The organism is Arenibacter lacus, assembly GCF_008711145.1.
GTDB lineage: Bacteria > Bacteroidota > Bacteroidia > Flavobacteriales > Flavobacteriaceae > Arenibacter > Arenibacter amylolyticus.
On record NZ_VVIN01000010.1, the window covers coordinates 32,969 to 47,485 of the forward strand.

Sequence of the window (14,517 nt, forward strand, 5' to 3'; positions counted from 1 at the left end):
GGACAATGTATAGCTGGGTAGCGGCTTAGTTCCTTGTAGCCTTTATGGGTTGCTCTGGGGAGGCTGCAAATTTCTCCTCAGCATAACTAAAGCCCTGTTGCCACCATTTGGTCATTAGTTTTTTATTAAAGACCAAGGAGTTTTCCGTTAATCTAGTAGGTGTATAATATAAGTTTAATTGAACACCACGATGTTTTGCTGCCAAGACCCCTTCCGAAATATCGTGGTATTCTATCTGATCCAACACAAACCCGTAAATACTAAGCATTAGTGAGAATGGGTTTTTACCCAGCACCTTATTGCGTTCCATTTTCTCCGATTCCAAAACAATAGCATCTACTTCGGTTGCTCCCCGCTTAATGGCTTCCCTAATGGGCACTACGCAGCCTAGTCCCCCATCCCCGTATTCAAACCCATCTTTTTTCACCAAAGACATAAAGGGGATGTAATTGCAAGATATCCATATCCAATCACAGAATTCGGCATAGGTAAAATCTTTTATCGATTTATATTCCACCATGTTTTTAGACAGATTAGAAACGGTGACCACCACTTCCTTGCCAGATTCTCTAATCTCGTTAAAATCTTGTACGGAGAAGTTTTTCTTAATAGTTCGTCGTAAGGATTTACTCTCACCAAAGGTTCGTTTCCTTTTAATGAATTGGAGAATTGATGTTAGAAAATTAATAGATACATATTCCCTTCCTTCCTTTTTCCGTACCACGAATGGGTTTAGGCTAAAAATAGCATGTTGATTAACATTGGTGTATATCTCATGAAGTTTATCAATTTTGTTCAAGGCCAATTGTGGAATCAAAAGACTGCCGGTAGAGGTACCCACAAAAATATCATATTCACGTTTTTCCACTTCCATGAGGTACTGTGCTACGCCCCCGGCAAAAGCACCTTTACTACCCCCACCACTAATTACCAATGCTCTCATACAACTGCGGTTTCTATTTGATTGGTTTCTGCATTTTTATATTTGGCAAAATTAAAGCCACTTTCCCACCAGAGGGACATTTTTTCCTTTTCAAAAATAAGCGAGTTGGTTGTTAAAACTGTAGGTGTGTAATAAAAATTAATGATTGCGTTGTTATGGGTAGCAGCATACTTCCCAATTCGTATGTTTTGATGCTCTATTCTATCCAGCATAAAGGAAAACATATTGGTAAGTAATGAAAATACATTCTTAGAAGGCAATCTATTTAGCTGAGTCACCTCGGTTTTTAGAATAATTGCATCCACTTCCGTAGCTCCTCTTTTGATAGCCTCCTCTATAGGGACCATACTACCCAGTCCCCCATCGGCATATTCACAACCATTTCTATATGCCAAGCTCATAAAGGGGGTATAGTTACAAGAAATCCAAATCCAATCGCAAAACTCCTCATAGGTACAATCTTTAATGGATTTATATTCTACCTGATTCAAGGATAGATTGGAAACCGTGACAATAATATCGGACCGTTCCAATTTTAATTGGTCAAATTCTTTTTGTGTAAGCGTTTTTTTAATCAATTTAAGAAGGTTGTAACTTTCTCCAAACGTTTTACTTCCCTTGTAAAAGTTTTTCAATACGTTCATATGATTTATAGCAATGGTATCTATCCCATGTTTCTTAGTGGTAACAAATGGACAGTTACTAAAAATCTGATCCTTATCTACGGAGGTATATACTTTTTTTATTTTTTCAATTTTATTGAGGGCAAGATGTGAGATTAACAAGCTGCCGGTAGAAGTACCCAAAAACATATCATAGTTGTGGTTCATTTCCTCTATAAGGTACTGGGCAACACCACCCGCAAAGGCACCTTTACTACCTCCCCCAGATATTACCATTGCTCTCATCTCTTCTTTAATTTAGTATACATATAACGCCTTTCTTCGTCATTTAGTTTTCCCATTAAATTTTCTATTCTTTTTGGCATCCCTTCTTCTTCCAAAAGGTGATCTATCATCTTCCTGGAAAATTGTCTAAACTGCCAGGAATGATGTTGTGCTGCCTGGATAAGGTCTAGCAAGTTCTTATCGGATAAACCAATCACCTCCATTAACATCCCAAAAGCATTCTGCCTCACCTCAAAGGGGTAGCTAGGGTCTGTATATCCATTGAGTTCCTCATAATAGGACGTACGGTTTTTAGGATTATAATCCTTGGTAACCAACGCTAAGGTTAACCACAAAATCCGCATATTTCTATCCGGAAATCCAATAGTATTTATGGTATGGTTTAAATACTTTTCCCTTGCTTCAGGGAAATATATCCATAATTTATATAATATATGCTCTTGGGTTAGGTAACTTTCATCATTCAGGAGCGATTCAAAATCAGCTTTCAATTCCAACGGAATTTTTTTAGCGTTAATTGCGATGGCTTGACGAATTTTTAGATTATTGGTTTCTAGTGCTTTTTTTAGAAATGCCTGGGACAAATCTTCAAAATAGGTTTCAATTATTTTGGCCCTTAGGTACTCCGACACCGTTTTATTCCAATAATTTTCTATAATCGATTGTCGTTCTTCTTTAGTGGAGATCAACGCATCCTGCAAATGGTAGAATTGTGCCACTTCTGTGGATTCACTTACTAAAATATCCTTTACGTCCTGATAGGGAAAAGTTGTACCAGAAAGCCATTTCTTTTTAAACCAATTAAGATTAGCCCCACTAACCAGCTCCATTTCACGTAAAAATTGTTCTATATCCGCATTTTGATATTTATACCGCTCCAAAAATTGTTTCACACCGGCCTTGTATACTAAATCTCCCAGTTCTTGACGCAGCATGTGAACTGCCCAGGCTCCTTTATCATAAAAAGTAAGACCACTGGCCTTAGGATCTGTTAAGGCTTCTCCCCCATTGAGTAAGGAGTCTTGTTTTAACTTTTGTGCAGTTTCATATAGCTTCCAGTGGAAATAAGCCTCACCAAAGATTTCCTTTTCCGCCAAAAGGGCATAGTAGGTTGCAAAGCCTTCGTGTAACCAATGGGATCTACTATCTGTTTGAGTCACTAGGTTTCCAAACCATTGATGGGCCATTTCATGAGCGTTTACATTCACATAGTTCCTATCATTAAATGCAATGGAGTCCGATAGAAATCCCTCGGAAAATATGGTGAGTCCCGTATTTTCCATTCCAGCATGAAGAAAGTCGCGCACTGGCACTTGATCGTATTTTCTCCATGGAAACCCCAGTCCGATCTCATGTTCTAGAAATTGAAAAATCTCCCGAGTATACCTATAGGTGGGTTCTACTAAGAGTGAATCTCTCGGATGGTAGTAAAGATGAAGTGGGATTCCGCTAGACGACCTAAGTTCTTTTTTATCAAATTCCCCTATGGCAAAGGCCAAGAGATAGCTACTCATGGGCCGATCCATAGTAAAGACCCATTTATTAAGCTCCCCTTTCGTATAGACCCCCATCAGCTTCCCATTAGCTAGAACCTGGTAATCCTTATCAAAGTAAATATTAAGGTTAAAAATCACCTTTTCTTGCATATCATCAAAACTAGGAAGCCAATGACTGGTATATTTCCCCTGTCCCTGTGTCCATATCTGATGGGTGGTAGACAAACTGTCCCATCCTATAAAATATACGGTTTGCTTAGGTTTGGCGGTATAGGAGATTATTAAGTTGTAGGTGCGGTTTTTACGATACGGTTTATAAACGGTTAAGGTTTTTCCGTTGTTCCTGTATTTCACCTTTTTATTGTTGAGAAGCACGGTGGATATATCCAAGTTTTGGGCATCTAGAAAAATGCTATCCACATCTTGAAGGATACGGAACTTATAGTCTACATCCCCAGCAATACTTTTATTGTAAGCATCGGGATACAATTCTACCGCTGCCTCTGTGAAATTCACCTTATCCTGATGTTGGGCGTCACCCACATAAACAAACAGCAGGAAGAAAGAAATAATGATACGGCTTATAGATGCAGCTCCAAGTCTTCCTAAATTTAGCATTTTAGTTTATTGCAGTTAATTATAGTAAGTCCTATTTTAGTCCAATATATAAAATAGCACGGCTAATACCGGACCTGTAGATACAATCCCTGGCAAAATAATTAATTTAATCCAATGAACCCCAACATACTTCAATCCCCAATAGCCTATTTGAAAGGTGTGGGCCCTAGTAGGGCAGCCACCTTAAAGTCGGAACTTGGGATAGAAACTTGCCAAGACTTGCTGCATTTATTCCCTAATAGATATATAGACAAGACACAATATTATAAAATAAACCAACTACAACGAACCAGTGCCGAGGTACAGATAGTTGGTAAAATTGTATCTATAAAAACTGTAGAGCAAAAAAGGGGTAAAAGATTGGTTGCCAAATTTACCGATGGACATGGGGAAATGGAATTGGTATGGTTCCGTGGACATAAGTGGATCCGGGAAAATCTTAAAATAAATGTGCCCTATGTGATTTTTGGTAAGTTAAATTGGTTTAATGGCGTCTTTTCCATGCCTCATCCTGAAATGGAATTACTGGAAGAACATAAAAAGGGGTTTAAAATAGGCATGCAACCGATTTACCCTTCCACAGAAAAATTATCCAATTCTGGAATAACCAACAGGGTAATTGGAAAAATGGTGCAACAATTATTTATTGAAACCAAGGGAAGGTTTTCGGAAACACTATCCCCTGAGATTTTAGACAGGTTAAAACTACTTGCAAAAAATGAAGCCCTATTCAATATACACTTTCCAAAAAATCAAGATTTATTGGGAAAGGCGCAGTTTAGATTGAAGTTTGAAGAATTGTTCTACATCCAATTACAGCTAATTGCCAAGAACCTTAGCCACAAGAAACGAATTAAAGGTTTTACATTTGACAAGGTAGGAACACTGTTTAATGAATTCTACAAAAACCACCTTCCATTTGACCTCACCAATGCCCAAAAACGGGTTATCAAAGAAATTAGGGCAGACCTAGGGAGCAATGCCCAAATGAATAGGTTATTGCAAGGCGACGTAGGCTCTGGAAAAACTATTGTAGCGTTAATGACCATGTTATTAGCTATAGACAACGGCTTTCAAGCCTGTTTAATGGCTCCAACAGAAATACTGGCTAATCAGCATTATATGGGAATTAAAGAGCTTTTAAGCGATATAGGGGTCAACATTGCTCTATTAACCGGTTCGGTCAAGAAAAAGGATCGAAAAATAATCCATGAACAGCTAGAAAGTGGAGACCTTCATATTTTGATAGGAACGCACGCACTGTTGGAAGATAAGGTTCAATTTAAGAACCTAGGATTAGCCATTGTAGATGAACAACATCGGTTTGGCGTTGCCCAACGAGCCAAATTATGGCATAAGAACGAGATACCGCCGCATATTTTGGTCATGACCGCTACCCCCATTCCCAGAACCCTTGCTATGAGCTTATATGGGGATTTAGATATTTCCACTATTGATGAACTACCCCCAGGGAGAAAACCCATCAAGACGGTTCACCGCTACGATGCCAACCGATTAAAGGTGTTTAGATTTATAAGGGATGAGATTGAAAAAGGCCGGCAAATATATGTAGTATACCCGTTGATTCAGGAATCCGAAGCGTTGGATTATAAGGACCTCATGGATGGCTATGAAAGTATTGTACGTGATTTTCCTATGCCGAAATACCAAATCTCCATTGTTCATGGACAAATGAAACCCGCCGACAAAGATTATGAAATGGACAGATTTGTACGGGGTGAAACCCAAATAATGGTAGCTACCACGGTAATAGAGGTAGGCGTAAATGTTCCCAATGCCTCTGTTATGATCATAGAGAGCGCAGAGCGATTTGGTTTGTCTCAGCTTCATCAGTTAAGGGGAAGGGTTGGCCGTGGTGCAGATCAAAGTTTTTGTATATTGATGACCGGACATAAATTATCCGCAGATTCCAAAACCCGGTTGGAAACTATGGTAAGAACCGCCGACGGTTTCGAAATTGCCGAGGTAGACTTAAAGCTAAGGGGCCCCGGAGATCTTATGGGTACTCAGCAAAGTGGGGTTTTAAACTTAAAGATCGCGGATATTGTTAAGGATAATGAGATTTTAAAGATCGCTAGGAGTTATGCCCAAGCCCTCTTAAAAGAGGATGCTCACCTAGAACGGCATCAGGTTATTAGACAAGCCTATGCCCAGATTGTAAAACATAAGAATATTTGGAATTATATTAGTTAACATCAGGGGATCTTCCAACGATCTCTTATTCCCTACGCGGATTACCTTGAAGTAGGAAACATACTTCCTGCTCACTATCCCTCTACCTTTGACTTATTGAGGATCAATCTCAAAGTCTGGGTCTAGGAGTAATTAACTAATACCACTCTTGAGACTTTAAATAATGAAATTTTCTCGCTAAGCATTCCTTAGGACTACTTCACTTTAGGCCACAAAAAAAGCCCTATTCATTAAGAATAAGGCTTGTTATTTTTGGGTGGAAGACCGGGTTCGAACCGGCGACCTCTGGAACCACAATCCAGCGCTCTAACCAGCTGAGCTACAACCACCATTTGTAAGCGGTGGCAAAGATAGATTTTTTGTTTCATCAGACAAAATAAAATCGACCTTATTTTTCAGATATGTTGAATAATCTTACCTTTAGTGTTTAAACTTAGCTATTTACTTATAAATCCTCGATAAAAGGTGTATTTTTATGGTTGAAACAACAAGAAAGCTATCATTCACAACATTTTTTACCTAGTACATTGAAAGAAAAGTAGTTTTATCCAGCATTGAAACAAGAAAATACCCCCATGTATACCCAGCCATTAAATCACATAAAGCAGAGACGAAATGTAGTGTTCATCGTTCTGTTTCTATTTTTTAATTTTAATGGAGGGTTACTATATGGGCAGGAAAACATTGTTGCCCATCTAAAGGCATCCATTAAGAAAATTAAGGAGGACGGTAAAATAGTAAAGGATGAAGAACTATATATCGGACTTTTAAACGACTTGGCGCTTGAATTGCGGTTTGTTAATCCAGACAGCTTGTTACTGCTGGCCAAGGAGGCCGAATTGTTGAGCAAAGAAATTAATTATAAATCAGGCCAAGGCGAAGCACTAAAGAATATAGGAGACTACTATTCCGATAGAGGTAAACACACCGAGTCCATCTCCTATTTCCGAAGAGCCTTGGTATTGGCAAAATCCGATGATAACACGGATTTAATTCTGAGAATTACCAACAATTTGGCCTCCGAATATGTCTATACCGGAAACTACTCCCTTGCCTTAAAAAGATATTTGGAAAGTTTACAACTGGCTCAGGCCCATGGAGACAAATTAATAGAAGCTGTTATCAACGAAAATTTAGCCAGTATATATGTCTACCATAAGGACTACGAACAGGCTTTATACTTTTTTCAAAAGGTAGAAAACCTCAATAAAATTGTTGGAGATCCAATTAACTCTGCCCAAACCATGAGCAATTTGGCGAATATCTATACGGAAACACAACAATATGAAAATGCACTCACACATATTGATAAAAGCATCGCCATCTTTAAACAAAATAAGGTTCAAGATTGGCTTGCCTATTCGTATATGGTAAAAGGCAGGATTTACCTAATGCAAAAAAGGCATTCCTTGGCGCTATTTTGGTATAATAAAAGTAATGAATTACATAATGAACTCCAGGATCCAAGAGGCAGCATAGACTTATATAATGGAATGGCAGAGGCGTATTTAGCACTCAATAATGACGACGCAGCTTTAAAGTACGCCCAAAAATCCTATGATATAGCCTCTAAAATAAAATCCATGGAGGGCATAAAAAGCGGATCCAAAACACTTTATAAAATATACAAGGACGAAAATGACTATGCGAAAGCTTTGGAGTACCATGAAATATTTCAAAAAATATCGGACACCTTAGCTAGGGATGAGAATAGAAACAGTTTAACCCTATTAAAAACCGAAATTGCCCATAAAGATCAGCAAGAGGCTTTAATTGAAGCGAACGAAAAAGCCTTGGCTAGGCAACAATATTATATCTACATTTCCCTATTGATAATTGCCATCATGGGAATAGTTGGATTCTTTGTGGCAAGGGCCCAGAAAATTCAGAAAAACTTAAATCATAAGCTTCAACAGCAAAAGGTAGTTTTAGAGCAAGGAAAATTGGAGTTACAGGCATCCAATGAAACAAAGAACAAACTATTTTCCATCATTGCGCACGACCTACGCGGGCCTATTGGGGCTTTGGAAAGTGTGTTGACAATGCTAAATAGTGGACAGATGGAACGGGAAGACTTTATGGCTTTTGTCCCAAAGTTAAAGAATGATGTAAACAACCTATCCTTCACCTTAAATAACTTACTTAGCTGGGGTCAGTCGCAAATGAAGGTGTCTACCACTACACCATCCAATGTTATGCTTTCCAATCTGGTTCAACGAAACATTAACCTCTTAAATGAAATAAGCTCTAAAAAATCTATCGAAGTAAAAAATTCAGTTTCTGATGATATCTGGATTTATGCCGATGAAAACCAAATGAGTGTAGTGTTGCGCAATTTATTGAGCAATGCTATAAAGTTTACACCCAACCAAGGCTGTATTACCTTTGGGGCCGTGGAAAATAAGGATTATATAGAAGTATTTGTTAAGGATACCGGTCAGGGAATCCCAAAAGATATTCAAGAGAAAATCCTTCAAAAGAATTCCAATTACACCACCTATGGCACCAATAATGAGAAAGGAACCGGTTTAGGACTGTCTTTATGTAAGGAAATGATATTAAATAATGGTGGAAAGTTGTGGGTACAAAGCGAAGTGGAGAAAGGCTCCATCTTTTACTTTACCGTACCCCGTGGTAGACAGCAACAGAAAAAATCGGCTTAGATTAGACTATCCAGGTTTCTAACTGCTAAATGTCTTTCTGCGGTAAATCCTTCCCCGTATTCCACTCCTATTAATCTACCCAAGTCTCGTGCCCTGTACTCCACACTATCGGTAAAGTTTTTACTACTGATTGGTGTTTCTGGCTCCTTGCTGTTGGGATTATAGAACTGAGAACCATAGGCCATAATGGCTTTCATTTTTATGTCTAAAAATCCGGATACATCCACGATAAAATCTGGTTCCAAATTTTTCCATTGTATATAATGGTACACCCATTTTGGTCGCCAAGCATCCTGGGACTTGGAATCACCCGCCATAGAAGTCACCACTTTGGGCAATCCGCTTAAAAAACAGGCATCACTTACCAATTTACTCCCTTTGGCGTGATCTATATGGCGATCCTCAATGGCATTGCACAATACCGTATCTGGACGATATTTTCGGATCATTTTAATAACCTCTAGCTGATGTTCTTTATCGTTGGTAAAAAAGCCATCGGCAAAACCCAAATTTTCCCGAACGCTAACCCCCAATATTTTAGCAGCTTCAGCAGCTTCCTTATCCCTAATTTCCGCAGAACCACGTGTTCCCAATTCTCCACGTGTTAAATCTATTAATCCTACTTTTTTACCGTTGGCAACCTCTTTTGCAATGGTAGCACCAGCGCCTAATTCTGCATCATCCGGATGTGCTCCGAACACTAATATGTCTAATTTCATTACTTCTTATTCTAATCCTATGTCTTGGAAAATATATGCTACTGAGCAAAAACAGTTTCCCAATTATTCAATGATAACTACCTCTTGTAACCATGGAACGATTCCCAATTAAAAACATCAACTTGCTATCGCAGTGCGACGTAATGGGTAGTTCATTCTATGCTTTGGCAGTTTTAAAAGCTTGCTCCATATCCTGTATTAAATCGGCTGTTTCCTCTATTCCCACTGAAAAACGGATTAAGCCATCGGAAATACCCTGTCTCTTACGTTCTTCCGCACTTAACAGGGAATGTGAGGTGAGTGCTGGCGATAGTGTAGTACTTTCTACCCCTGCCAGACTCATAGAGGGTTTTATCAATTTTAAAGATTTTTGAAATTGGGAGGCACAATATCCAGTTTTAAGCTCAAAAGAAAGCATTCCGCCAAAACCTTTCATCTGCAATTTGGCTATTTCATGGTCTGGATGGGATGGTAATCCCGGGTAGTAAACGGCATCCACTGCCTCATGGTTTAACAGATACTGAGCCATTTGCTGAGCATTGTCGTTTTGCGCCCGCACCCTTATACCCATTGTTTTAATACTCCTTTCTAGCAACCATACCGTGTAATCGCTTAGACTTCCGCCCAAGTTTTTTGCCAAATGGAAGATTCGTTTCATATTTTCTTCAGAAGCGGCCACTGCCCCTGCACAAATATCGGAATGCCCTCCCATGTATTTAGTAGCACTATGGATTACGATATCAATTCCAAAGTCTATGGGATTCTGATTTACTGGACTGGCAAAAGTATTATCTATCATAGATACAATTCCATGCTTTTTGGCCGTCTCCGCCACCGCTGCGATATCTGTGATGGTCAACAAAGGATTGGAAGGAGTCTCTATATACAACACCTTGGTATTCGTTTGAATTTTAGCTTCAAAGTCGCTCGCTTTCCAACCATCCGTAAAGGAATAGGAGATACCGAATTTTTCAAATTCCTCTGTAACCAAGTTGTAAGTCCCACCGTATAAGGTGTTTTGCAGAACAATATGGTCACCGGCCCTTAAAAAAGCTAATAGGGACGTACTGATGGCCGCCATGCCACTACCGAATATTAAAGCTCCCTCGGCGTTTTCCAAGGCCGCAATTTTCTTTGCCAATCCTTGTTGATTGGGCGTATTAAAATACCGAGGATAACGCTTTACATCTACATCTTCAAAGGCATAGGAGGTAGCCATATACAAAGGGGAAATGGCCCCCTTATAAGTAAGGTCTTCCAATTCCCCTGTATGTGTACATATCGTATTTAAGCCGTTTTTATGTTGATTCATTTTTTGTTTTTAGGGATTTAAGTCCTTAAAGTTACAAAAATTGCTTACATACCATTTCATGGGAATCTATTTTCCAAACTCCCACAAAAATTACTAATGGCACATATAATCCACCATAGATAGCCAATTCCCAAGAAATATTCAACTATACCTGTAAATACTAACCGGCTTTAGGCATCGCTCCTTTCACAACCATATTCGGTCCGGCAACTATTACTTCACGTAAAACTTCTTATAACGCCAGTAACTAACAGCTCCCAAAACAAATACTCCAAATACGGTATAGTAAATAAAGGTAGGCGTAATCACCTGTGCTCCACTGGCATAACTATGCAAGCCCACCAAATAAAAGTTCACTCCAAAATAGGTCATCATAATACTGGCAAAGGCAACAACGCTTAAAAAGTTGTAGGTCCATCTCCCGCGTAGTCCCGGAACCAAGCGTACGTGTAGAACAAAGGCATATACCATAATGGAAATCAGAGCCCAGGTCTCTTTTGGATCCCATCCCCAATAACGGCCCCAACTTTCGTTAGCCCATTGTCCGCCCAAGAAGTTACCAATTGTCAACATGGCCAATCCAACGGTAAGGCAAAGCTCATTGATAATGGTCAACTCTTGAATGTTCAATTTCATTCGTTCCAAATTTCTTTCGTTGGTAACGGTCATAAGTATCAAACTCACCACCCCTAGAATCATACCTACGGTCAAGGGTCCATAGCTTCCAACAATTACCGCAACATGCACCATTAACCAATAGCTATCCAGTACCGGTTGTAGGTTGGCAATAGATGGGTCTACCCAACTCTGATGGGCAATCCATAATAGCATAGCCGTTACAAAGGTAGAAGCGGCCACGGTCATATTACTCTTTTTGGTGAATAACAGTCCCATTCCTACCGTTGCCCAGGATACATATAATATACTCTCATAGGCATCACTCCACGGGGCATGTCCTGAAATATACCAACGTAGGCCCAAGCCAATGGTGTGGACAATGAAAAACAAATACACAATCCACTTTAAGCCTTTAACACTATAACGAAGTACCTTTCTATCCTTAATAATTTGGAATACCAACAAGGTGAACATCACTAGTCCTACCAACGCATAGTACTTATAAAGTCTATTGTATATATCCGCTTTATTATAAAAGATTTCCGCTTTTATTTTACTCTTGCTAGGCAACACTTCGCTACCGTGATTCTCCTGATTCTTCTTAAAGGCCGCCAATAATTTATCTGCCTCAGTGTAATCTCCCGTCTGCACGGCCTTTTCTAGGCTCATTAAATAGAAGGGAACGGCATTTTTTACAAAGTTAGCATAGAGGGAATCTGCAATTGGGTATTGCCCTCCCCTATATTCCACGGCCGATATCCACTTATTATTTTCATGGTTTAAGAGCGGGAAAATCTTTACAATATCGCCTCCCAGCGCCCTATTCAATAAAATTAGTCGCTCATCTATACTCTTAAAGTCTTTTTGAAACTGGTTTGGCGTATTGGTACTATAGGCATCTTTTAAGTAAGGTGCCAATTTATAACGTCCTTGTGCATCAAAAAAATCGGTTGCCTTTACATACTTCTGATCATGGGGAACCCCAATAATATTCCTAAGGCTATCATTTTGCCCCTTCTTATCTAATGCAATGAACTCTGCGTTATACCAAGCCGGTGCGTTTAACATCATCGAAAGAAATACCTGGTCCGAGTTAAAGTCGGTGTACTTATCGCGTAGGCTTAACTTTCGCAATAATTCTGAGGAGAAGGTGTTAATAGGCTTCATGCGCCCTCCCTCATCTTGTATAACCAATCTGGCAAACTTTGCTGCATGTTCCTTAGAAGGCGTAATAGCATGTAGCAGCGAGTCTATCTGCTCGGCCGTTGGAGTATTGCTATGAGCATGGATGGTTACACCATCGGCATCCTGTGCCGTCATGGTCAATGCTGCTCCAAGCAACAAGACGGTTGTCAGTTTCGCCTGTTTATTTTTCAATTTTTCCAAGGCCACCCCAAGGTCCTTAAACCTTGTTTTCCCAAAGAACATAATCCCCATTAGACCCGTATACAGTAAAAAATACCCTATATAGGTAATCCATGTTCCCCAGAAATCGTGGTTCACGGACAGTACGGTTCCCTTTTCGTCTGGATGGAAACTAGCTTGGAAAAAGCGATATCCCCTATGGTCTAAAATATGGTTCATGTATATATCGTAATCAAATGGTCTATCGTCTACAACGGTTACCTTACTCATAAATGAAGAGTAGCTATTTTCCGTCCCAGGATATCTTTCTGCAATAAAATCATTCAATTTAATACCAAATGGCAATTCGTATACCTTGGACCCGTAACTCATATGAAATTCCAGTCCGCCAACCTCAAACTTACCAGAAAAGTTAGACGTCCCTTTACTTCCCAATAATTTCTTGCGAACGGTCTCCCCATTACTGGTAATATCCAATACCAAGGCATCTAAATCGTTCTCTGTTCTATCTTCTTCAGGAATTGGTACAATCCCTTCTTCTCCTTTCACTAAAGGATCGGGGATTACAAATTGCATTCCCGCCATATTGTACAAGGATCTGAGCTGAAATTTCTGCACGCTGTCCTTGGCAACCTCTCCCTCCATCTGATCGGCCATTCGCATAAACTGACCTTCAAACGGGGATTCTATGGTATATTCATCCCCGGTAGTAGAAATATTGATAGCTCCAGGGGTATGTTTATTAAGGGCAAATAACACATTATGAATACTGGCTACAGTCCCATTCTCCAAATAGTGTTCATGTCGCTGCCCCTCACCAGATTCCACTATTTTCAGATATTCCTTTCCGTTGGGATCTTCAATCAGACCTTCCTTTGCACCCTCAATAAAACCTGCATAAGAAATGGTAAAAGGCTGTCCATTAAAATCGGAATTCCATGGTAGGTTAGATTTTTTTCCCTGTGCCGTTACTAGAATGGCATCTTGCAAAACCTTACGTTTCCGTTCTTGGTTAATTTCCCCGTCTACATAAACGGTTAAATATGTTTTGTCCGAATAAAACACATTCTCGGTCTCTCCTTCCCTGATGGGCATCATTCCTTCGTAACTGATATATCTTGTAACAAAAGCTCCTACAATAATCAATATCCAAGAAAGGTGCAACATTAAAACCGCCCATTTTTCTTTTCTCAACAATCTATATCGGGCTATGTTGCCAATAAAGTTGATTACAAAAAACCCCATTATTGCCTCAAACCACGTAGCGTTGTAAATATAGATCCTCGCAGTATCGGTGCTATATTTGCTTTCGACAAAGGTTCCGATCCCCATGGCAGTGGCAAAAACAATAAATAAAATGGACATCAATCGAGTGGAAAAGAAAAACTTCTTTAAAAATTCGGTCATCTTGGAAAGATAAGGTTTGATTTGAAATCGCAAAAATACATATTTCTATAAGTTAAATAAGTGAATGTTATGTTAATTGACTCCCTATTTAAAATTCCCAAAATCAGCATAAAACTCCCATATACTTATGGATTCCAAAACATAGAACTAAGGGAACCCTATAAAATTAACAATGGATCCCAACGGGACCTCACTCCTAGCTAAGAAAGTTAAAATTACCCTTTTGGAAATGCCGTTATCCATTAGATAGATTA

8 protein-coding genes and 1 tRNA gene are annotated in these 14,517 nt (G+C 39.3%); 2 read left to right on the top strand and 7 right to left on the bottom strand.

Annotated elements, in window-relative coordinates; all coding sequences use genetic code 11:
- Window positions 1-25: 25 nt before the first annotated feature.
- The 3 genes from F1E73_RS05260 to F1E73_RS05270 are packed head-to-tail and all read right to left on the bottom strand — an operon-like array spanning window position 26 to window position 3,965.
- Window positions 26-943, bottom strand: a complete 918-nt coding sequence (locus tag F1E73_RS05260; protein WP_086478269.1) for a patatin-like phospholipase family protein — start codon at window positions 941-943, stop codon at window positions 26-28.
- The gene (locus tag F1E73_RS05265) at window positions 940-1,851 is read right to left on the bottom strand and encodes a patatin-like phospholipase family protein (protein WP_150451317.1); all 912 of its coding nucleotides are present in this window, start codon (window positions 1,849-1,851) and stop codon (window positions 940-942) included. The genes F1E73_RS05260 and F1E73_RS05265 overlap by 4 nt, the downstream gene beginning before the upstream one ends.
- Complete coding sequence (locus F1E73_RS05270) at window positions 1,848-3,965, bottom strand: M1 family metallopeptidase (RefSeq protein WP_150451318.1); 2,118 nt, start codon at window positions 3,963-3,965, stop codon at window positions 1,848-1,850. Before F1E73_RS05270 ends, F1E73_RS05265 begins: the two co-directional genes overlap by 4 nt.
- A 114-nt stretch (window positions 3,966-4,079) precedes the next feature.
- On the opposite strand from F1E73_RS05270, the gene recG reads away from it, so the two are divergent.
- Window positions 4,080-6,179, top strand: a complete 2,100-nt coding sequence (recG, locus tag F1E73_RS05275) for an ATP-dependent DNA helicase RecG (RefSeq protein ID WP_086478266.1) — start codon at window positions 4,080-4,082, stop codon at window positions 6,177-6,179.
- A 254-nt stretch (window positions 6,180-6,433) separates the two neighbouring features.
- On the opposite strand, the gene F1E73_RS05280 is transcribed toward recG, so the two are convergent.
- Window positions 6,434-6,509: transfer RNA gene (locus tag F1E73_RS05280), tRNA-His, on the bottom strand.
- Between the two features lie 224 nt (window positions 6,510-6,733).
- Here F1E73_RS05280 and F1E73_RS05285 point away from each other — a divergent pair.
- Window positions 6,734-8,842, top strand: coding sequence for a tetratricopeptide repeat-containing sensor histidine kinase (locus tag F1E73_RS05285; RefSeq protein ID WP_150451319.1), 2,109 nt, complete (start codon window positions 6,734-6,736; stop codon window positions 8,840-8,842).
- Here the strand turns inward: F1E73_RS05285 and bshB1 are convergent.
- From bshB1 to ccsA, 3 genes are all read right to left on the bottom strand, one after another.
- On the bottom strand, window positions 8,839-9,561 hold the full coding sequence (bshB1, locus tag F1E73_RS05290) for a bacillithiol biosynthesis deacetylase BshB1 (protein ID WP_150451320.1): 723 nt from the start codon (window positions 9,559-9,561) through the stop codon (window positions 8,839-8,841). The two genes, F1E73_RS05285 and bshB1, sit on opposite strands and share 4 nt — an antisense overlap.
- Window positions 9,562-9,718: 157 nt before the next feature.
- Window positions 9,719-10,873 carry a trans-sulfuration enzyme family protein gene (locus F1E73_RS05295; protein ID WP_150451321.1) on the bottom strand — a complete coding sequence of 385 codons (1,155 nt, stop codon included), beginning with the start codon at window positions 10,871-10,873 and terminating at the stop codon, window positions 9,719-9,721.
- Window positions 10,874-11,086: 213 nt separating this feature from the next.
- On the bottom strand, window positions 11,087-14,263 hold the full coding sequence (gene ccsA / locus F1E73_RS05300; RefSeq protein ID WP_086478262.1) for a cytochrome c biogenesis protein CcsA: 3,177 nt from the start codon (window positions 14,261-14,263) through the stop codon (window positions 11,087-11,089).
- Window positions 14,264-14,517 lie beyond the last annotated feature (254 nt).